The sequence below is a fragment of the Vibrio sp. YT-16 genome (genome assembly GCF_033337405.1).
GTDB classification, from domain to species: Bacteria; Pseudomonadota; Gammaproteobacteria; order Enterobacterales; family Vibrionaceae; genus Vibrio; species Vibrio alginolyticus.
Map to the genome: position 1 here is coordinate 380,693 of NZ_JAWOQQ010000002.1, position 21,422 is coordinate 402,114.

The 21,422-nt window shown below is 44.0% G+C and carries 19 protein-coding genes and 1 tRNA gene; 14 read left to right on the forward strand and 6 right to left on the reverse strand.

Annotated features, from left to right (window positions below; translation table 11 throughout):
- Positions 1–28 precede the first annotated feature (28 nt).
- The 6 genes from betI (at position 29) to choV (ending at position 7,079) form a co-directional block, all read left to right on the forward strand.
- Positions 29–628 carry a transcriptional regulator BetI gene (gene betI, locus R7F07_RS05015; RefSeq protein WP_017820329.1) on the forward strand — a complete coding sequence of 200 codons (600 nt, stop codon included), beginning with the start codon at positions 29–31 and terminating at the stop codon, positions 626–628.
- Positions 629–646: 18 nt separating this feature from the next.
- The gene (betB, locus tag R7F07_RS05020; protein WP_033906452.1) at positions 647–2,107 is read left to right on the forward strand and encodes a betaine-aldehyde dehydrogenase; all 1,461 of its coding nucleotides are present in this window, start codon (positions 647–649) and stop codon (positions 2,105–2,107) included.
- 180 nt (positions 2,108–2,287) lie between these two features.
- Positions 2,288–4,003 carry a choline dehydrogenase gene (betA, locus tag R7F07_RS05025; protein ID WP_258495801.1) on the forward strand — a complete coding sequence of 572 codons (1,716 nt, stop codon included), beginning with the start codon at positions 2,288–2,290 and terminating at the stop codon, positions 4,001–4,003.
- Between the two features lie 36 nt (positions 4,004–4,039).
- A complete protein-coding gene (locus tag R7F07_RS05030; protein ID WP_005382646.1) occupies positions 4,040–4,978 on the forward strand; it encodes a choline ABC transporter substrate-binding protein in 939 nt (312 codons plus the stop codon).
- 77 nt (positions 4,979–5,055) lie between these two features.
- Positions 5,056–5,898 (forward strand): choline ABC transporter permease subunit, encoded by an 843-nt coding sequence (gene choW, locus R7F07_RS05035; RefSeq protein WP_005392552.1) that lies wholly within the window; start codon positions 5,056–5,058, stop codon positions 5,896–5,898.
- A gap of 2 nt (positions 5,899–5,900) precedes the next feature.
- Complete coding sequence (gene choV / locus R7F07_RS05040) at positions 5,901–7,079, forward strand: choline ABC transporter ATP-binding protein (RefSeq protein ID WP_017633664.1); 1,179 nt, start codon at positions 5,901–5,903, stop codon at positions 7,077–7,079.
- Positions 7,080–7,175: 96 nt separating this feature from the next.
- Here the strand turns inward: choV and R7F07_RS05045 are convergent, their stop codons facing one another.
- Positions 7,176–7,832, reverse strand: coding sequence for a nitroreductase family protein (locus R7F07_RS05045; RefSeq protein WP_005373200.1), 657 nt, complete (start codon positions 7,830–7,832; stop codon positions 7,176–7,178).
- A 243-nt stretch (positions 7,833–8,075) separates the two neighbouring features.
- Between R7F07_RS05045 and R7F07_RS05050 the strand changes: the two genes are divergently transcribed.
- Positions 8,076–8,510 carry a globin gene (locus tag R7F07_RS05050; protein ID WP_005373198.1) on the forward strand — a complete coding sequence of 145 codons (435 nt, stop codon included), beginning with the start codon at positions 8,076–8,078 and terminating at the stop codon, positions 8,508–8,510.
- A 41-nt stretch (positions 8,511–8,551) separates the two neighbouring features.
- Here R7F07_RS05050 and R7F07_RS05055 read toward each other — a convergent pair whose 3' ends face one another.
- On the reverse strand, positions 8,552–9,334 hold the full coding sequence (locus tag R7F07_RS05055; protein WP_005373196.1) for a slipin family protein: 783 nt from the start codon (positions 9,332–9,334) through the stop codon (positions 8,552–8,554).
- 10 nt (positions 9,335–9,344) lie between these two features.
- Positions 9,345–10,721, reverse strand: a complete 1,377-nt coding sequence (locus tag R7F07_RS05060; RefSeq protein ID WP_047101372.1) for an NfeD family protein — start codon at positions 10,719–10,721, stop codon at positions 9,345–9,347.
- A 498-nt stretch (positions 10,722–11,219) separates the two neighbouring features.
- Here R7F07_RS05060 and R7F07_RS05065 point away from each other — a divergent pair, with 498 nt between their 5' ends.
- The 3 genes from R7F07_RS05065 (at position 11,220) to R7F07_RS05075 (ending at position 15,105) form a co-directional block, all read left to right on the forward strand.
- On the forward strand, positions 11,220–12,188 hold the full coding sequence (locus tag R7F07_RS05065) for a cytochrome-c peroxidase (protein WP_005373180.1): 969 nt from the start codon (positions 11,220–11,222) through the stop codon (positions 12,186–12,188).
- Positions 12,181–14,538 (forward strand): ATP-binding protein, encoded by a 2,358-nt coding sequence (locus R7F07_RS05070; RefSeq protein ID WP_171343169.1) that lies wholly within the window; start codon positions 12,181–12,183, stop codon positions 14,536–14,538. The genes R7F07_RS05065 and R7F07_RS05070 overlap by 8 nt, the downstream gene beginning before the upstream one ends.
- 99 nt (positions 14,539–14,637) lie before the next feature.
- Complete coding sequence (locus R7F07_RS05075) at positions 14,638–15,105, forward strand: OsmC family protein (RefSeq protein ID WP_017820322.1); 468 nt, start codon at positions 14,638–14,640, stop codon at positions 15,103–15,105.
- A 76-nt stretch (positions 15,106–15,181) separates the two neighbouring features.
- On the opposite strand, the gene gdhA is transcribed toward R7F07_RS05075, so the two are convergent.
- Positions 15,182–16,534: an NADP-specific glutamate dehydrogenase gene (gene gdhA / locus R7F07_RS05080; protein ID WP_005373174.1), complete on the reverse strand. Its 1,353-nt coding sequence runs from the start codon at positions 16,532–16,534 to the stop codon at positions 15,182–15,184.
- Between the two features lie 305 nt (positions 16,535–16,839).
- On the opposite strand from gdhA, the gene R7F07_RS05085 reads away from it, so the two are divergent.
- Together R7F07_RS05085 and R7F07_RS05090 are read left to right on the forward strand one after the other, a co-directional pair.
- A complete protein-coding gene (locus R7F07_RS05085) occupies positions 16,840–17,850 on the forward strand; it encodes a DUF2804 domain-containing protein (protein ID WP_171343170.1) in 1,011 nt (336 codons plus the stop codon).
- A 7-nt stretch (positions 17,851–17,857) separates the two neighbouring features.
- Complete coding sequence (locus R7F07_RS05090) at positions 17,858–18,715, forward strand: sterol desaturase family protein (protein ID WP_005373167.1); 858 nt, start codon at positions 17,858–17,860, stop codon at positions 18,713–18,715.
- Positions 18,716–18,731: 16 nt separating this feature from the next.
- Here the strand turns inward: R7F07_RS05090 and R7F07_RS05095 are convergent.
- Positions 18,732–18,806, reverse strand: a tRNA-Gly gene (locus R7F07_RS05095).
- Positions 18,807–19,177: 371 nt separating this feature from the next.
- Between R7F07_RS05095 and R7F07_RS05100 the strand changes: the two genes are divergently transcribed.
- Together R7F07_RS05100 and R7F07_RS05105 are read left to right on the forward strand one after the other, a co-directional pair.
- Entirely contained in the window at positions 19,178–19,696 is a 519-nt protein-coding gene (locus R7F07_RS05100) for a DUF4136 domain-containing protein (protein ID WP_053304498.1), read from the forward strand.
- Between the two features lie 575 nt (positions 19,697–20,271).
- The gene (locus R7F07_RS05105) at positions 20,272–20,952 is read left to right on the forward strand and encodes a DedA family protein (protein ID WP_054577812.1); all 681 of its coding nucleotides are present in this window, start codon (positions 20,272–20,274) and stop codon (positions 20,950–20,952) included.
- Between the two features lie 125 nt (positions 20,953–21,077).
- On the opposite strand, the gene R7F07_RS05110 is transcribed toward R7F07_RS05105, so the two are convergent.
- The gene (locus R7F07_RS05110; RefSeq protein WP_005373158.1) at positions 21,078–21,401 is read right to left on the reverse strand and encodes a hypothetical protein; all 324 of its coding nucleotides are present in this window, start codon (positions 21,399–21,401) and stop codon (positions 21,078–21,080) included.
- Positions 21,402–21,422: the final 21 nt, after the last annotated feature.

Here is a 21,422-nt window from a genome sequence, read left to right on the forward strand (position 1 = left end):
GTTCAATTAAAAATAACAGGGACGCAAAATGCCAAAGGTGGGGATGCCTGAAATCAGAAAACCGCAGCTTGTGAAAGCGACAATGTCAGTGATTGATAGAGTCGGTTTACACGCGGCGAGTATTTCGTTAATCAGCAAAGAAGCCGGTGTATCAACGGGGATTATCAACCACTATTTCGGTGGTAAGCACGGATTGCTGGAGGAAACGATGCGAGAAATCTTGCGTCAGCTTTCGTCCACTATCACACAGAAGTTACGTGAGCTGCCAAGTGATGCTCATCACCAAAGAATTAATGCAATCATTGACGGTAACTTTGTCGGCTATCAGGCAGAAAACCAAGTTGCTAAGACTTGGCTGGCGTTTTGGTCGTACTCAATGCATGACGAGCAGCTCAAGCGTTTACAGCGTGTCAACGAACGACGTCTATTGTCCCACCTAAGAAAAGAACTCAAAGCATTATTAAATGCAGAGCAGGCTGAATTGGTTGCTCATGGTATTGCATCACTTATTGATGGAATTTGGCTGCGCGGAACGCTCAACCCGCAAGGCATTGATGCAGAAAGAGCGAGAATCATCATCAACGATTATCTCGAAAAACAACTTACGTTTTATTCTGAAAAAATATAAAAGTTACAGGTCTTCAAAATGGAAATGAAAGCACACTATATCAATGGTGCGATGTACGACGGGTGTTCAGATGAACACTTCACCACTTACAATCCGGCGAATGGTGAGCCATTGGCCAACATTAAACAAGCGAACCAAGACGATCTTCAAGCAGCGATTGAATCGGCAAAGAAAGGTTTTGCTGCATGGTCGGCGATGACTGCGATTGAGCGCAGCCGTATTTTACACAAAGCCGTTGCCATTTTACGTGAGCGTAATGACGAGCTGGCTGCATTGGAAGTGGCAGATACTGGTAAGCCCATTCAAGAAGCTATCGCAGTTGATATAACAACAGGTGCCGATGTTCTTGAGTACTACGCTGGCCTTGCTCCAAGTCTACAAGGTGAACAGCAGCCACTCAGCGACGATCAGTTTTTCTATACACGTCGTGAGCCATTGGGCATTTGCGCGGGTATTGGCGCTTGGAATTATCCAATTCAAATTGCGATGTGGAAATCGGCGCCAGCACTGGCTGCGGGCAACGCAATGATCTTCAAGCCATCAGAAGAAACACCATTAACGGCGCTTAAGCTCGCCGAAATTTATTCAGAAGCGGGCATGCCAGATGGCGTATTTAATGTCGTGCAAGGGGATTACCGAGTAGGACAGATGCTAACGGCGCATCCTGATATCGCAAAAGTGTCATTCACGGGTGAGTCAGGCACCGGTAAAGTCGTCATGAGTGACAGCGCTAAGACACTAAAACAAGTAACTATGGAGCTTGGTGGTAAGTCTCCACTGATTATTTTTGATGATGCGAAGTTAAACGATGCCGTTTCTGCGGCCATGGTGGCGAACTTCTACACCCAAGGTGAGGTTTGTACGCACGGTACACGTGTATTTGTCCATGAAGGTATTTATGACGACTTTATCGCACAGCTTAAAGCCCGAACCGAGTTGTTAGTCGTCGGCGATCCGCTTGATGAGAACACGCAAATTGGCGCGCTAATCTCTAAAGATCATGAATCGAAAGTTCTAGGAGCGATTGAAGCCGCGAAAGCGAGTGGCGCGACGTTACTCACTGGCGGCTACAAAGTAACAGACAATGGCCTAGCTAATGGTAACTTTGTTGCTCCAACCGTATTTGTCGATTGCGATGATGACATGAACCACGTTCAACAAGAAATCTTTGGCCCGGTAATGTCAGTTCTGAAATTCCGCGATGAGTCGGAAGTGATTGCGCGTGCAAATGGCACCGATTATGGCTTAGCGGCAGGTGTATTTACTCAAAACCTATCTCGTGCGCACCGTGTGATCCATCAAATTCAAGCGGGTATTTGTTGGGTGAACACATGGGGTGACTCACCTGCGGAAATGCCAGTTGGCGGCTACAAGCAATCAGGTGTTGGCCGTGAAAACGGAGTCGAAACCCTTAAACATTACACACAAACGAAGAGTGTTCTGGTTCAGCTAAGCGACTTCGAAAGCCCTTACAAATGATACTACTCATAGTAGATAACTGACCACTTTAGCTTGTTAAAATGCTCGATAACTACGTTGTCAATTTTGATTGTAGGTTAACTACTTATCAAAATTTCCGCCTTGTTCTCAAGCATTTTTCCTACGCTAATTTCGTTCACTTATCTACGGTGATGAGTATTAACTCCTAGGAGAATAAAAATGCAACAACACTACGATTACATCATCGTCGGTGCGGGTTCGGCCGGCTGTGTGTTAGCGGATCGCTTAAGTGAAAGTGGTCAAAATTCGGTCCTATTACTCGAAGCGGGTGGGTCGGATAAAAGTATTTTTATCCAAATGCCAACAGCGCTTTCTTACCCGATGAACACTGAAAAATACGCGTGGCAGTTTGAGACGGTTGAAGAGCAAGGGTTGGATGGTCGCCAACTTCATTGCCCTCGCGGAAAAGTTCTGGGCGGTAGCTCATCTATCAACGGCATGGTTTACGTTCGCGGACACGCTTGTGACTTTGACCAGTGGGAAGAGGAAGGCGCGAAAGGCTGGAATTATCAGTCGTGTTTGCCTTATTTCCGTAAAGCAGAGTCTTGGATTGGTGGTGCTGATGAATATCGGGGCGATCACGGTCCAGTCGGCACATGTAACGGCAACGATATGAAGCTCAATCCACTGTACCAAGCTTTTATTGATGCAGGCAAAGAAGCGGGCTACCCAGAAACAAAAGATTACAACGGTTATCAGCAAGAGGGCTTTGGCCCAATGCATATGACCGTCGACAAAGGCGTACGCGCTTCGACCTCTAATGCATACTTAAGCCGCGCTAAAAAACGCAAAAACTTCACCCTAATGAAGAGGGTGACGGTTCATCGAGTTTTATTAGAAGAAACTGGTGCAGAAGGCAAGAAAGCGGTAGGCGTTGAATTTGAAAAGTCAGGTTCAATTCAGCAATGTTTTGCGAATAATGAAGTGATTTCGAGTGCGGGTTCGGTTGGCTCCGTTCAGCTGTTGCAGCTTTCAGGCATTGGCCCTAAGGCAGTATTAGAAAAAGCGGGCATTGAGGTGAAACACTCGTTGGAGGGGGTAGGTAAAAACCTGCAAGATCACTTAGAAGTGTACTTCCAATATCACTGTAAACAACCTATCACGCTCAACAGCAAATTAGGTTTGGTGAGCAAGGGCTTGATTGGCACTGAGTGGATATTAACTCGCAAAGGCCTTGGTGCGACTAACCACTTTGAATCGTGTGCATTTATCCGCTCTCGAGAAGGGCTAAAGTGGCCAAATATTCAATATCACTTCTTGCCAGCGGCAATGCGTTATGACGGGCAAGCTGCTTTTGATGGTCATGGTTTCCAAGTGCACGTTGGACCTAACAAGCCAGAAAGTCGCGGGTCGGTCGAAGTTGTCTCTGCGAATCCGAATGATAAGCCGAAGATTGAGTTTAACTACATTTCCACTGAACAAGATAAGCAGGATTGGCGTGATTGTATTCGCCTTACTCGCGAGATCCTCAATCAGCCAGCCATGGATGAGTTTCGTGGGGACGAGATCCAACCCGGTCTGAACATCACAACGGATGAACAGATTGATGAATGGGTGAAGCAAAACGTCGAGAGTGCTTACCATCCATCTTGTACCTGCAAAATGGGCGCAGATAATGACCCATTAGCCGTCTTAAATGAGCAATGCCAAGTACGCGGTATTCAAGGTTTGCGTGTGGTGGACTCTTCTATTTTCCCAACCATTCCGAACGGTAATTTAAATGCGCCAACGATTATGGTGGCAGAACGCGCCGCGGATATGATTTTGGATAACGCCCTAGAAACGTCGAACAACGTACCAGTTTGGATTGCACCGGACTGGCAAGAGATGCAACGAATGCATCCGCCAAAAAGAGATCTCGATTCGATCTCATAAAATGAAAAAGTCAGTAATCATTACAAGGAATTCAACATGTCTAAGATGACAAAAATCTTCTCAACAATTGCACTAAGTACTTTAGCAACAGGCGCTTACGCCAACCAATGTGAAACGGTTCGTTTCGCAGATGTAGGTTGGACTGACATCACAGCGACCACTGCCGTTACATCAGAGTTACTTAAAGGGTTGGGGTACAAAACGAAGACCGATCTTCTGTCTGTGCCTGTAACTTACTCCTCTATGGCTAATGGTGATATCGACATTTTCTTAGGTAACTGGATGCCAACGATGGAAGGTGATATCGCGAAATACCGTGATGCAGGTACTGTTGAAACCGTACGCGCGAACCTCGTTGGCGCAAAGTACACGCTAGCGGTTCCAAAATACGTTTATGACGCAGGCGTAACCAACTTCGCTGACCTAGTAAAACATGCCGACAAATTTAAAGACCGCATTTACGGCATTGAACCTGGAAACGATGGCAACCGCTTAATTCAGTCAATGATTGATAGTAACGCATTCGGCCTAAAAGATTTCAGCCTAGTTGAGTCCAGTGAAGCTGGCATGGTGTCTCAAGTATCACGTGCCGCACGCCGCAATCAATGGATTGTGTACCTAGGTTGGGCGCCGCACCCAATGAATAGTAACGTTGAAATGGAATATCTAGCGGGTGGTGATGACTTCTTCGGTCCTAACTACGGCGGCGCGAACGTCTACACAAACGTACGTAAAAATTACCTCGCTGAGTGTCCAAATGTAGGTCAGCTAGTGAAAAATCTAGAGTTTAACCTAGAAATGGAAAATGAACTGATGGAAGCGATTCTTAACCAGAAACAGAAGCCATCAAAAGCAGCGCAAGCATGGTTGAATGCAAACCAAGAGCAAATTGAAGCGTGGCTAGAGGGCGTGAAAACGGTGGATGGCCAAGATGCGCTAACAGCTATTACAAACTACTTAAAAACAAACGCTTAATAAGCAGTATTTGAGCTCGTTTTTTTAAAAGAAAGTGGGCAGAGTTTTGCCCGCTTCATTAACACAAAGGTTTTATTTTGAATTTTATTACGGACAACAAACTACCGTTGGGCCAATGGATGGAAACTGGCGTCGATTGGTTAACCATCAATGCATCGGGTTTTTTCGATGCAATCTCTATTACACTTGAAACGATCATTCTTTTCGTGGTGGACATTTTTAAATGGATGCCACCTGCAGCGCCAATCATTATGACGGCGGCAATTGCTTGGTTCTTACATCGCAGCATTCCTCTTGTCGTATTTATCGTGTTGGCCTTACTCGCAATTCTCAACCTTGGTTACTGGCAAGAAATGCTGGAAACCTTTGTCCTTGTGTTTGCAGCGACAACGATTTCCGTATTAATTGGCGTGCCGTTGGGCATTATGGCGGCGCACCGTCCTTGGTTATACACCTTGTTGCGGCCAATACTCGATTTGATGCAGACCGTACCGACATTCGTTTACCTAATTCCAACCTTGGTTCTGTTTGGCTTAGGTATTGTCCCTGGTCTAATCTCGACCATCATTTTCGCTATCGCTGCGCCAATTCGATTGACGTACCTCGGCATTATTAAAGTTCCGGAGGAGCTACTTGAAGCGGGTAAAGCATTTGGTGCCAGCCGCATGAAGTTGCTGTTTAAGGTGGAGTTGCCTGCGGCATTACCAAGTATTATGGCCGGTGTTACGCAATGTATTATGTTGTCTTTGTCTATGGTTGTCATTGCGGCGCTTGTTGGTGCTGATGGGCTTGGTAAGCCAGTCGTACGTGCACTGAATACGGTAAACATTTCACAAGGTTTTGAAGCGGGTTTAGCGATTGTACTCGTTGCCATCATTCTTGATCGCTTGTGTAAAGCACCAAACCAGAAGGAGGCATAATCATGGACGCTATTACTATTAAAAATCTTGATGTCGTTTTTGGTCAGCAACAAGCACAGGCGCTAGCACTACTAGATCAAGGGAAGTCTCGACAAGAAATCATTGATGAAACTGGCCAAGTGGTTGGGGTTGATAATGTTTCGCTGAACGTGAAACAGGGTGAGATCTGTGTCTTGATGGGGCTTTCGGGCTCGGGTAAATCAAGTTTGCTGCGAACGGTTAACGGATTGAACGATATCTCTCGTGGCTCTCTGAAAATCAAAGATGGCGACGATATGGTTGAGCTCTCTAACTGTGACGAACAGAAGCTGCGCCACCTTCGTACGCACCGCGTGTCCATGGTGTTTCAGAAGTTTGCATTGATGCCATGGTTAACGGTGTTAGACAATGTAGCGTTTGGTCTAGAGATGCAAGGCATTGGTAAAGCTGAGCGCCGTAAAAAAGCGCGTGAACAGCTCGAAATGGTCGGTTTGTCTGAGTGGGAAACGAAATTCCCGCACGAGCTCTCTGGTGGTATGCAGCAGCGTGTTGGCCTAGCGCGAGCGTTCGCGATGGACACAGATATCTTGTTAATGGATGAGCCGTTTTCAGCGCTTGACCCATTGATTCGTGCTCAGCTTCAAGATGAATTGATTCTGCTGCAAGAAAAGCTAAACAAAACCATTCTTTTTGTGAGTCACGACTTGGATGAGGCGCTTAAAATCGGCAACAACATCGCCATTATGGAATCAGGAAAGCTGATTCAACATGGCAAGCCAGAACAGATCATTCTTGCTCCAGAAAACGATTATGTGGCGGACTTTGTTGCTCACACTAATCCATTAAATGTGCTGAAGGGACGTTCCTTAATGCGTGACGATTTGGTTCGCGAAGATACGCGTGTTCTGATTTGCCCTGATAAAGATATTTGGGTGATACAAGAGAGCAAGGGGTTAAGTTTAGCGGATAAAGGTAAATCGTTGATTCAATGGAAGAGCGATTCTTCGAACCTTGATGAAGTTAATGAAAACTCTCTGGTTCAGGTTAGCCCAGAAATCAGTATGCGAGAAGCGATTGAACTTAAACAGCGCAGCAATCAGCCTCTGCTTATGGTTGAAGATAATAAGCTGGTTGGTGTGTTAAGCGACAATGAGCTTTACGATGCATTGCTTGGTAATTTTAAGTCAGAGCAAGTTGCGTAACGTTGACGCAGAACCAAGTAAAAAAGAGCCGCACATTAATGCGGCTCTTTTTAGTTTAAACAATGAGTTAAGTCGCTAAGCTAAGACAATGGTCGACTATAGAGTCGTAATTACCTCATCCATTGCAAGGCGTGCTTTTGGAAGACCATGATTGTAATCTTCCCCATCTTTATGGTAGCCAATCGCCAGCGCAACTTCACAAATATGGCCCTCAAGCTCTTCTTTAAACTCTTCTCCAATCAGAGCCGGATCGACACCTTCCATCGGTGTTGAATCAATGCCTAGTCGTGCCAATGTGTGTAGTAGGTTGCCTAGTGCCAAATAGACTTGTGCTTTTGTCCAGTTTCCGTTGAAGCCATTTTCGTCCGTATTTGCATCGGCAAAAGCGTAAGCACCCATAAAGTTGTTGTACATCTCCGCTGGCAAGTGGCCAGATGTTACTTCTGCATCCACACGCTTCGCAAATTTCTCTTTAGTAAATTTAGGATCGTAAGCAAACAGAATCGTATGTGATGCGGCTTTCGCGTGTGGTTGGTTAAACTGATGCATATTTGCAAACGTATTGTGGAAACGTTGCTTCGCTTCATCACTTTCAATAACGATGAATTTCCATGGTTGTGAGTTGATAGAAGACGCTGACAAGCGCAGTGCTTCTTTGATTATCGCCATGTCTTCTTGAGAAACGCGCTTGGTTTCATCATATTTTTTTGCAGTGTAACGGCTATTTAGATCGGTAATGATTTGATGGGACACGTTTATATCCTCTTTATGTGATGACAGATGAGGATGCACTAGCATCGACAACCATGCGTACCTCGAATATGGGGTCATGATAATGGATATTTTTTCATTGATAAGAGGGTGTTTATTTAAATCACTTTTTACTTTTTGTTGAAAATCGATGTGGGTTGATCGGTTTGAAACTTAAAAGTCCTTATTTGGAAGCTTTTATTTGATATTAAATTAAACTCATATTAAGGCGTAGGGGAAAGCAACATGAACGTGATTGAAGTTTTTAATGATAGCTATGAACGTTGTACTTCAGATCAGGAGTTTTTCGACTTGTTCTACAAAAATTTATGGTCGAAAAGTGCCAACTTTAGACAGAAGTTTGACGGTATAGACATGCACCAACAAGTGAGAATGCTTAGAGGGTCTATCGTATTTTTTATGATGGCAGATACCTCGACCGAAGCGCACAAAATGGTGGAAAAGTATGGGAAAAAGCATGCAAGTGCAGATATTGGTATAGAGCCGCAGGATTTTGATGTTTGGCTTGAGAGTTTGTTAGAAACGGTTCGACAGTGTGATTCTGGGTACGATGCCGATGTTGAAACCGCTTGGCGAACATGCTTTAAAACGGGCTTAGAAGTAATGAAACAAGAATGTGATAAAGAAGATGGGCACTTCCTTAAAGCGAGTACCAAATAAGGAAGTAACGTGAGTGGTCGTTACTTCCTAGGGTCAGAACCTTACTTATCTTGTGTCTCTTTATTCTTTTTCACCGCTTCGGCGATATCACTGACAGCTTCGACAAGATTGATCGGCATTGGAAAAATAATAGTGGATGTTTTGTCTGTAGTGATTTCAGTGAGTGTCTGCATGTAACGTAATTGCAGTGCATTCGGTGCTTCGTTGAGCATTTGCGCTGCTTCTTTTAATTTATTTGAAGCCTCTAACTCACCAGTAGCGTGAATGATCTTCGCCCTACGGTTACGTTCTGCTTCTGCCTGACGGGCTAGGGCTCTGACCATGCTGTCATTTAAATCAACATGTTTGACTTCAACCGTAGCAATCTTGATTCCCCAGTCATCAGTCTGTTGATCGAGAATGGATTGTAAATCCTTATTGAGGCGTTCTCGCTCTGATAGCAATTCATCGAGTTCATGCTGACCCAATACCGAGCGCAGCGTGGTTTGTGCTAGCTGGCTGGTAGCATCGCTGTAGCTTTCAATATTGTTAATCGCCATTTGAGGATCGACTACGCGAAAATAAACGACCGCGTTGACGCGCACAGAAACGTTATCTTTGGTAATTAAATCTTGTGTCGGCACATCCAAAACGACAGTACGTAAATCAACCCTCACCATTTGCTGAATAAATGGGATAAGGATGATCAAACCAGGTCCTTTGACTTCTTGAAATCGACCAAGAAAGAACACAACCCCACGTTCGTATTCTCTCAAAACCTTGAACATTTGGGTCGCTAGTGCGAACAGCAGCACCACGATCACCGCAACGGTATAGAGCATCATAAAGCGCCTCCTATTTATTTTGGCGGTCATCAGGCATCACAGTTAAGGTCAGCCCTTTAACATTAACAATGGTGACGTGATCACCTTGTTTGAATTGTTGATGGTCTTTGGCTTTAGCTCGCCATAACGCACCGTTGAGTTGAACGCGTCCTTCGCCATCGATAAAGTCATCGCTTACCACAGCGACCTTCCCAGGGTAAGTCTCTAAACCCGTCGTTACACGCCGGCGGCGAATTTTGAGCAGCAGGCCGACGGTCAGCACGATTAGAGCTACGGAAAATATGGCAATACCAAAAATCAAAGGAAGGGCGATCTGGAACCCTGGTAACTCACTGTCCATGAGAAATATCGAACCGAGTACAAAGGCGACAACGCCGCCTAACCCCAAAATACCAAAGCTCGGACTGAATGCTTCCGCTATCATTAGTGCAATACCGAGTAACAGCAGACCAAGACCTGCGTAGTTGACAGGCATCATTTGTAGTGCGTACATGGCAAGAAGCAGACAAATCCCACCTAGCACACCGGGTAAGCCAATTCCTGGGTTGTAAAATTCAAGAAGTAAACCGTAGATGCCGATGAGCATTAGAATGTAGGCAACGTTTGGATTGGTGATAACGGCTAACATTTCTGCTCGCCAATCTGGCGTTCTTTCAACCCATGTTGGATTTTCAAGTGACAATGTCACAGTGCGATTGTTTACTTTAACAGTTTGCCCATCTATGGCTTTGACTAAGTCCTCTGGCGAATTGGCGATGTAATCGATCACGTTTAATTCTAATGCTTCTGTTGCATCCAAGCTCGCCGCCTCGCTTACTGCTTTCTCTGCCCATTCTGCATTTCGTCCATGAAGTTTTGCTAAGCCTTTAATGTAGGCTTTGGCGTCGTTAATTACCTTTTTCTCCATTGCGGTTTTAGCGGGAACTTTTTCTGAGCTTTCGTTGGTTCCTTCTGGCGTTTCTTCCGCGTTTTGATCTTTGCCATCATCCGATGAAGGAGGTTGAGGCGCACCACCTAACGCGACGGGCGTTGCAGCTCCGAGGTTTGTCGCTTCAGCCATGGCGGCTACGTGACTAGCGAGCAAGATGTATGTTCCGGCACTGGCGGCTCTAGAACCAGATGGGCCGACCCAAGTCGCAATGGGAGTCGAGGAGGTGGTAATCGCGTGAATAATATCTCGCATTGCGCTATCTAAGCCGCCTGGTGTGTCCATCTCTAAGATCACTAAACTGACACCGTTTAGTTGAGCTTCTTCTATTTCACGAGATAAATAGTCGCTAGTAGCAGGCCCTATAGCACCTTTGACAGGAACAATCCAAACGGTATTCGCCAGTGCTTGACTGGCCATCAAGAGTAAAGGTAAGAACCATATCCATAGTCGTTTCATGCAGTCCTCCTTGTGTGGTCACAGGGACTTTTTGAAATCCTAATTCAAGTATATCCAAATAACTTAGAGATGCTTGAGTATAGGTTCTAATGAATAAGTTCCCGAGGCTAATTAGGAGACTACATTTTTATATATAAACGCTGTGTGAGATAGTAAACTAAAGCAAATTATTGGTAATTGTGATGTTTATGTTTATTGTTCAGCGTTTGATTAAGTTGGCCGTTATCTGTGCCGTATTCTTTACTATTTTCGATCTGATCTCGTATGGAGAGGTGACTTGGTTTCAACGGTTTTTGGCTTTTCTACACTAAACTCAGATTTCAATACGTTAGCTACTCATAAGGCGATAGGTTTCTTCCTATTCGCCTTATTACTCCCTCTTCAACCAAAGCCTTAAACAAAGCAATACTTAACTCGTTTTTTCAACTTCCTGTCGGTGGAAAAAACGCCAAAGTGCAACTAAATTCATATCAATGACAAGTTTAAGGTATGTAGTTGATGAGGCAATTCAGCGCAATCGCACTAGCTGTTGTAACACTCATTTTGAGCCAAACAACAACCGCAAGAAACGCGAAGATGTTAGGTGATATCTCCCTAGTTCAGCCCATACAGGGTGATCCTAATGTGGATATTAAGCTAGCGAGAATTGGCTGGCATCTCTTCCGCGATCCTCAATTATCGTCAAATGGTAATGTCAGCTGCGCGACATGCCACAATCTGCAAACCAATGGCGCTGAAAATACACCAGTCTCTACGGGGGTGAAAGGTGATGGAATTAGAAATTCTATAACAGTGTTTAATGCGGCGTTAAATTATCGTTTTTTATGGGATGGAACGGAAAACACCTTGATGGCTCAGATTGATGGTCCAATCCATAATCCAATGGAAATGGACTCAAACTGGCAAACAATAGAGCAATATGTAAAAGAGAGTGAACATTATCAAGCGCTATTTAGTCGTGACGATGAATTGCCGATTAACGTTCATAATATCAAGTCCGCTATTGTGGAGTTTGTTGAAGGGCTGCAGACGCCTGGCGCACCATTCGATGCTTACTTATTGGGTTACACGCATGTACTGAGTGAACAGCAAATCAGAGGTTGGAAAACATTTCAGACTTCAGGTTGTGTGCAGTGTCATCAGGGCAAAAATATCGGCGGAGCGATGATCCAAAGGTTCGCCTATTTCAAGGATAAGCCAGTAGTAGAGGACTCGGGCCGGCAACTCGTTACGATAGAAGATGAAGAGCGATTCTATTTTAGAGTAGCCAGTTTACGCAATGTCGCGCTAACGAGTCCTTATTTTCATAATGGGCAAGTCGATAAGTTATCCGACGCGATACAAATCATGGCTAAAACCCAGCTCGGTATAACGATGAACGATGAGAATGTCGCGGACATTGAAGCATTCTTGCAGTCGTTGACAGCACCTAGACCCATAATTTTAGAGGTGTTGGAAAATGAATAAATTCAAACTGATCAACTTTTGCTTTTTTATTGGGATACTGACGTGCTGCACACTGGCGTATATGTCGTATATGAATTCAAAAAACGCTCAAGAATTTCATGCAGAGCTAATGAATATCGGACATGAATTGATTGAAGAGCGTGATGTTATCGTGAACCGATATGCCGTTGAAGATAGGAAAAACTATGAGTTAACAACATCTTTAGTAGAGATAGAAATCGCAGCACAGGCACTGTTGGAATCATCAAAGGCATCAGTTTGGTTTCCCGTGACACCCAATCGTATAAAAGTTAGGGATACGCTTGAACAGTTTAAGGAGCGAGTGCTTCAAACAACGTTGAAGCTTGATATGTTAATTGGTGTTCAGGTAGAAAATCGGTATGCATTACTCATGTTGTTCAATTTATATCAGCAAGATGTTTCTACCGAGAGCGGTCAATCATTGGGTGGCAGCCGTTATTTTGAATTTCTCAACCAGTTGCTTCTAACACAAACTGAAGTTGAGAGTGAAAAGGAAGCAAACTTCCTTAAACGGCTTCAAACGAGTGATAAAAGAATTGAATTGCTGACGAATGAACTGCTTGATCACACTTATATTGAGTTTGTCGAAAGCTCAGAGCATCGGTTACTCAATATTGCTCAAAGTGAGGCGCGTTTTACGTGGTTGTTTGTATTTATCGCGGTGATGTTTCTAGTTAGCGCGTTTGTTTATCAGTCACATCACCGAATGCATAACTTAAAACAGTTGAATCTTGAAATTGAAGAGGCGAGAAACAAAGCCGAGCGAGCGGCAAAAGCGAAATCAAATTTTCTCGCTGCAATGAGTCACGAACTAAGGACGCCGATGAATGGCGTACTAGGGCTTTCTCAAATGATTGCAGAAGAGACCAAAGAGCCGACGACGAAAGAGCATATTAGGGTTATTCTTGATTCTGGCCAGCATCTGATGACTATCCTCAACGATATTTTGGATTTTTCTAAAGTTGAAGAAAACAAACTGGAATTTGAGCAAGCTAAGTTTAAGCTCGATCAAGTGCTTTCTCCGGTGTGTAGCGCAATAAAACCACTTGTTGATGAAAAAAATATCGAGTTAATCTTGGAAAACGAGGTTTCTGAATATACTGAATTTACTGGAGATTGTGCGCGTTTACGACAGATCTTGTTTAATCTCGCCGGTAACGCGGTGAAGTTTACCAATGAAGGGCATGTGCTGGTTAGAACTGAGTTAGATGAATCGAATCAGTTGTTGGTCATGCGCGTGAGCGACACCGGTATTGGTATTGCGCCAGACAAGCACGAGCATATTTTTAACTCGTTTGAGCAAGCAGACTCATCAACGACTCGAAGGTTCGGCGGAACAGGGCTTGGGTTAGCCATCGTCAAAAAACTAACCGATTTGATGGGTGGCCATATTACTCTGAAGAGTATAGAAGGCGTTGGAAGTCAATTTATCGTTGAGTTGCCGATTCCTTGGGTAGAATCTGCTCCGAAAAAGCAGCAAGAAGCACCGAAACCTCGCGCAAAATCACACCATTTAAAGATACTACTTGCTGATGATAACCGTGTGAATGCCATTGTGGCAAAAGGGTTTTGCGAAAAGCTTGGGCATGAAGTGGATGTTGCAGAAAATGGATTAATCGCGGTTAAAAAGGCGAAAGAGAACGAGTACGACCTGATCTTGATGGACAACCATATGCCCGAGATGAATGGCGTTGAGGCGACACGCGTTATCCGACAAGAGTTAGGTATCAAGACATTACTCTTTGCGTACACGGCAGACGTATTTCGTGAAGCTCACGATAGCTTTATCGAAGCAGGAGCAGACCATGTGCTTACGAAACCGCTACAGCATGAGAGCTTTTCAGACGCTCTCAAACAGTTTGCCGCCAGACTCGAACCGAAACAGAATCCGCCACTAACGAGTGACAGCAATGTGCTTCAATTGCAACGTAAGCCAATCGAGAACTTAAGGTTAACAGAGGAAGAACTCTCCCGTTCAGGCATGTTTACTTCTTTACGAGATGAGCCAGAAGAGCTCGACGAGTTGCTAAAAAGCATTATTGTCGATTTTGAGACTTCTGTTGATGAACTTATTGAATACTTTATGGCTGAAGACTTTGCTTCATTAGAGCTGACGTTGCACAAAACGAAAGGGATGGCACTGAACCTAAGTTTACCTATTTTGGCGAGCCAAACGGAGGCCCTGGAAACTCAACTTAAAGCCAACCAAAGTCCCGAGATTGAGCAGTTGCAGATGCTGATCAATCGGTTACAGGTCAACATCCATCAGTCTCATAGACTTTTGGATGATATCCAGAAGAACAATGCCGATCCTCAACAGATTTTATAGTCCCTGTGAGTGCGATGCTTTCCTTAACTCATTTTGTTGTGGTTTACTGTGGCAAGGACGGATAGTGTTGATTCGTCGTCGGAAAATCAGGGAGTTAGAATGAGTAAGCATTCCGCTTTAATCAAATGGCATCGTAAAGCTGGCGAAGAGTTTAGTGATAATAAGTATAGTCGGGCACACATTTGGCAATTTGATGGAGGGTTGCAAGTCCCAGCATCTCCATCTCCCCACGTAGTACCATTACCACTATCCGTAGAAGAAAACGTTGATCCAGAAGAAGCGTTTGTCGCGGCACTTTCTAGTTGTCATATGCTCGTTTTCCTGTCTATTGCAGCAAAGCGACGTTATGTTGTGGACAGTTACTTCGATGAAGCGGTAGGGGAGCTTGAAAAAGGCGAAAACGGAAAAGAGTGGGTATCAAAGGTAACGTTAAACCCTAAGATAACATTTTCAGGTGAAAAACAACCGACACCATCTCAATTAGAAAAACTGCACCACATGGCCCATGAGAATTGCTTTATCGCCAACTCCGTTAAAACAGAAGTGACAACGCTTATTGCGAATTAAGTGGAGCTCTTTATCAAAAAGCGCGGCCTATTGCGGAGTTATATTAAGCCAGCAGTCATCCTGCTGGCTCGTTCATCTAGACGACACCTTGCTCAATCATTGCATCAGCGACTTTTCTAAAGCCTGCAATGTTGGCGCCTAAAACTAAATTTCCAGGTTGGCCAAACTCTTTACTGGTTTCGTTTGCATTGATGAAAATATTTTTCATGATGGTTTGCAACTGACTATCCACTTGTTCAAACGTCCAGTTTTGCATGCTGGCGTTTTGCGCCATTTCAAGTTGACTGGTTGCAACGCCGCCTGCATTGGCTGCTTTTGCAGGCCCATAAGCTATGTCCGAGTCCACGATAATATTGGCAGCATCACGGGTGGTTGGCATGTTCGCCCCTTCACTAATCAAAATACATCCGTTTTCGATAAGAGCCAGTGCGTCGTCTGACGTTAATTCATTTTGAGTCGCACAAGGGAAGGCAGCATCAGCCTGATATCGCCAAACAGCATGTCCTTCATTAGGATAGTCGCCCTCTGGTGTGTATTCTGCTTCAGGGTAAGTTTCTAAATATTCTTCTAAGCTTGCTCTTTTCACTTCTTTCAGTTGTTTTAGGAGCTTAAGATCAATACCGTGCTCATGATAGATCGTACCTCGAGAGTCGCTGCATGTAACTGGCGTTGCTCCCATATGGTACAGTTTTTCAATGGCGTAGATAGCCACGTTGCCAGCACCAGAAACGAGACAAGTTTTCCCTTTCAATGAATCGTTGCGGTCGTTGAGCATGCACTCTGCAAAATAGACGGCGCCATATCCTGTCGCTTCTTTTCTGGCGAGTGAGCCACCCCAAAGCAGACTCTTGCCTGTAAGCACACCTTCGTAGCGGCCCGTCAATCGTTTGTATTGACCAAACATATAGCCAATTTCGCGCGCCCCGACACCGATATCGCCTGCGGGCACATCGGTGGTAGGACCGATGTGACGGTACAACTCGTTCATAAATGATTGGCAAAATCGCATGATCTCGCCGTCGGATTTTCCTTTAGGATCGAAGTTTGAACCGCCTTTGCCGCCACCGATAGGAAGGCCAGTCAGTGCGTTTTTAAAAATTTGCTCAAAGCCGAGAAATTTTATGATGCTCGCATTGACTGAGTGATGGAATCTCAATCCTCCTTTGTACGGCCCCAAAGCAGAGTTGAATTCAACTCGATAACCTTTGTTTACTTGTACATTTCCAGCATCATCAACCCAAGGAACTCGAAACATGATTTGACGTTCTGGCTCGACGATCCTCTGGATAATCGCTTGTTCCTTATATTTATTATTGCCTTCTATTACCGGCGCGAGAGAAGTTAATACTTCTTCTACCGCTTGGTAAAATTCTTTTTGCGCAGGGCTACTGTGTTGCAACGCAACAATAGTATCGTGTATGTATGACATAGATTTCTTCCTTGATGTGAATAAGCAATCAGTTTATATGAATGTATTTCCATTAAATAGTGATTTTGACCAAGATTCAATGGTTGTAGTGGTCTTTCCTGCGGATGAGAATGTGCAGCTTCTAACCCAGGCTGTGTTGGTTGAGATAGGTAGGGCTAGCTAAGTAAGCGGGTGGTTGAGTGATCAGTTTCACATATAACAAGCAGAAATCACTTTAGTCGATGTTGTTGTGCAGTTACGCAAATTGTTTATGTTAACGTCATGTTAAAGTTTGTGTGTGTGATAACTTGTGAAAAGACAACTATATGGATGAGCTTAAGGTTCTGAACTCGTTTATTCAGCAGAATGGCCTACCAGCGTTTGGCCACCTTGATGGAATTCCAACATCGTTACAGCTAGATAAATTTACCTACCTCGATGAGATGGATAAGCCGGTATCTAAGTGGCGCCGTTACCGCGATTATAAGCAGTTTCAGTTCGTCAATTTGGTCACACCTAATTACGTCATTGGAGTAGCGATTGCTGATATACGGTATTTAGCATCCGGCTTTTGCTACCTGTTTGATATTAAAAAGAATAAGTTGATTGAGCAACAATGGTTGAAACCTTTTAATATAGGTTATCAAACTCAGCCTTCCAGTTGGTGCAGTCTTGCCCATCTTGCTAACAAAAGAGTTCAGTTTTCTATTAAGGATGGTATTTGGCACGTCCACTTTGTGACAGAGTCAGTCAATGCGGATCTCTATTTACGTCCAGAAAATATGAGTTTGCCATTAATGTTGTGTACGCCAACAGGTTATGCGGGTTGGACATATACTCAGAAGCACAATGCGTTAGCAGTAGACGGTAACTTGTTCATATTAGGAAAAGAGCAAGATCTTTCAGAGGTGGCTGCTGGTTACGATTTTTCCGCTGGGTACATGCGGCGAGAAACAAGTTGGCGCTGGGCGAGTATCAATTGCTTTGAGGATGACAGGCGTCTGGGGTTGAACTTGGCAGCTGGCGTTAATGAAACTGGCTATTGCGAAAATGTATTGTGGATTAATGGTCAGCGTCACTTTTTGCAACCTGTGAAGTTTCAGTTTTCACGAAGTGATGAAGGGCAAAAGTGGCATATTACGTCTGAAGATAAACGAGTTAACTTACAGTTCACGCCTTTGAATCGACGCTCAGAGAAGAAAAATTTTTGGCTTCTCAAAAGTAACTTTCGTCAGTACATCGGTTATTTCTCTGGCTATATTATCGATGGAAATGGCATCAAACATCAGTTAGAAGAAGTTATGGGTCTTACTGAAGATCACTATGCAAAATGGTAGAAACACAATGGATTGGACGCAGTTGATGGACCGCCCAGAATTACTTCTGATGATTCTGGCTCCAGTTTTCTTTTTCTGCATGCTTGCCGAATATTGGTTCGGACAAAGAAGAGGACGCTTGCCTGAAAGCGCGACGTATTACTTCCCTGAAGTAGCGTGTAATTTTGTTCTTGCGGGCTTACACCAAGCGACAGACATACTCACGGGTTTACTGATTGCTCAGTTGTATTTGTGGTGGTTTGATTGGCGTTTGTTTGATATCGAAATGAGCGTCTCAGCTTTTCTTTTACTTGTTGTCCTGCAAGATTTTTTCTATTACTGGTTTCATCGGGCTAGCCATCGTATTCGTTGGATGTGGGCCGCGCACGTTGTTCATCACAGTTCGGAAAGAATGAACTTCAGTACCGCCTTTCGTCAAAGTTTAATGTATCCGCTAGCGGGGATGTGGATTTTTTGGTTGCCCTTGGTGATTATTGGTTTTGAGCCAAAATGGGTTGTCTTCGTTGTGTTGTTTAATCTGGGCTTACAGTTTTTTGTTCACACCCAATCAATTCGTTCGCTCGGGCCACTAGAGTGGGTATTTAACACGCCGTCTCACCATCGCGTTCATCATGGTGTGAACCGTCAGTACATCGACAAAAATTATGCGGGTGTATTAATTATTTGGGATCGAATGTTCGGAACGTTTGAACCAGAGGTGGAAACGGTTCGGTATGGGGTTTCTAAACCTGTAAACAGCTTTAATCCCATCCGCGTGACGTTTGCAGAATGGAAAGACATGTTTTATGACGTAACTCGACCAAACTTATCATGGAAACAACGCTGCCGCCGTTTGTTCGCTCCGCCATCGGATTTTTATGAGTAAATTGAGATAAAGAGATTGGAGCGGGCAGCGGGAATCGAACCCGCATCATCAGCTTGGAAGGCTGAGGTAATAGCCATTATACGATGCCCGCGCATCGATAGGACTCGGTTAATATGCCACACTGGACGAAAAAGAAAAGTCTTTTCTCATCAAATGTTTGTCAGTTGCCTAAAAAAGTAGCGGACTGATGTTAAAGTGTTCATTGTCTCTGGTTTTTTGTGGCACTCGCGATTTCGTTACTAAGCCTAGAGGCTTCCAATTAGGTCGTAAACACCGAATTCTTAGGTGTTTAGATGTTGATGATATTCAAGATTTTTTGTGCAAAGGTTAATCTCGTTTATTGAACAGTCACGTTTCATGGTCAAGACTAGATATTGAAATGATTACTTTTTACTGTTGATGCGTATGTATAACACAGGGTAATTCTGCTGAAACAGTCAGCTTAACCAAAGGAGATTTAACATGATGAGAGGTTTGATATTAGGGTTGGTGGTGATGCTGGTATCTGCTTGTACGACCGTGACAACCGATGTAGATAAACAAGCCGACTTTTCAGCTTACAGAACGTTTGACTTCGGTGCTCAGGCGGAAGCTCCTACCAGTATTGATGGTCGACGTATTGAGCAAGGGCTTGCTGAACAGCTTGAGGGTAAGGGTTTAAATAAGGTAAATAGTGGCGGTGACCTTTACGTACATCATGATATCGTAGAAGAATCCGAGCTTGTTTCTTCAGGATCGTCGGTGAGCTTTGGCTATGGCTGGAATAGCTTTGGTGTGATCACTTCAAGCCCAGAAAGATATAAAGAGCGTAAGTATGGGAAGTTGGTGGTTGAACTGGTTGATGCAAAGGCTAATCAAGTCGTTTGGAAAGGCGTTTCAAGTCGTAAACTGTCTGAGTCAATGAGCTCTGAGAAAAGAGAATCTCTCATCCAAGAAGAAATCGCGAAGATGTTTGAAAGCTACCCTTACGGTGAAAAATAATTAGTATTCTTAACGATTAAGAATACTAATTGCCAATAGTTACGCACAGGGTTAAAAGAACTTATCATTTTGGTTCTGGTTACCTTTGTGCGTACGACTCTGATTGCTTTACTCGGACTACTTTTCTGCTTGTTGGCTCCGAGCATGAGCCTTGCGCACTCACACCCAAATTTTCTTTCCGTTCATAACCAGAATATCGCTGTTGACGCTAAGTCGAAGCACTTTTCAGAACATCCCATCTCTTCAATACAACAAGACTTTCCGAGTTTAAACAGCCGGAATGTATTGAGGGTTAGCCATGCTAAGGAAATGAGCTCGAACGACGATGTAGAACCCGAATGGTTTGAAATGCTTGATGTAACATGGTGGGCGCATCGTTCGGAAATTTACTCGATGAAGCGGCTAAAACGCATCGGTAATGAGGCTTTAGATTGTTGTATTGAATGTATTTTTACTCACTCTAAATACAGAATAGGCGTGAGAAAAGAATCGAATTTCATATACCGCTTTATACATGCTCGCTAACACATTCCATGTTTTTGCAACTTTTGGTTAATTATGCTTAGGAGCGGTTTATGTTTGATTCGATCATTCAGGTCTTGAGTGCTTTTTGGCATCAAGATTTCACGGCGTTAATGGCGCCAGGCAGTGCAGGTTTGGTTTATTTTGTTGTTGCTGTGAGTATCTTTTTGGAAAGTGGTTTTATTCCTGCTGCACCTTTCCCATGCGACAGTGTCGTCGTATTATCCGGTACGCTGGCGGCGGTTGGCGTCCTTGACCCAATTATGATCATGTTGGTGATAGCTGTTAGTGCGGGGTTGGGAAGTTGGGCGGCTTATTTACAAGGCAAGTGGCTAAATCGCTTACCTAAGGTTCAAGGCTGGGTGAGTGCGGTTCCTCAAAAGCGTTTGGAACAAGTCGACGTATTACTCAGTAAACATGGATTGGTTGCGCTTTTGTGCGCGCGGTTTATTCCGGTTGTTCGTTCCCTATTGCCATTAATGATGGGGTTGCGAGTGAAACGTATTAGTAAATTCCATTACTTTGCGTGGCTGAGTGCGATTTTATGGACGCTGATATTATGCGGTTTTGGTTCATTACTTCCTTTGCTACCAGAAAATATGAGCAAAGCAATCACAATGCTATTAATGGCGGCACCAATAATTACTCTTGTGATTGGAGTGCTTAGTTTCTTGTTTGTTAAAGCACGTCGAGCGACCTGTAAACCCAAGGATGTGTCAGAGTTTTCCCAATAAGTTTACTTTGATTTGCACTTTTAAGCTTGTATGCAGATTAGACCTCTAATCGACAGGTTTTTGTCAGTAAAAAGAAAGGCGCATACATTGCGCCTTTCTTTTTGAGTGTCGTTAGGGTTTCGAATTTAATAGCCAATGCTATATAGGTATTCGCCAACTTCTTTGCACTGAGACTTGTAGATGTTCTCTACTTCAGACTCATTCTTATCTGCTGCTTTAAATTCAAGTTCGGCAGACGATAGCTGGTCAAAGCTGTAGTCTCTCTCAGACATTAAGTAGTGTCTGAACATCGCTCTGTGTTCCGGAACTGCAATACGTGCGTTAGAAACGTTGGCACACTCTAACAGAGTGTCGTTACTCATTTCTTCTGGCTTAGTTTCTGTGTTTGCTAAGGTTGAGCCCGCTGCAAATAGTAATGCTAGTGCGATGGTTGTAGCGATTCTTGTCATTATATGGACCTCAAATTGGTT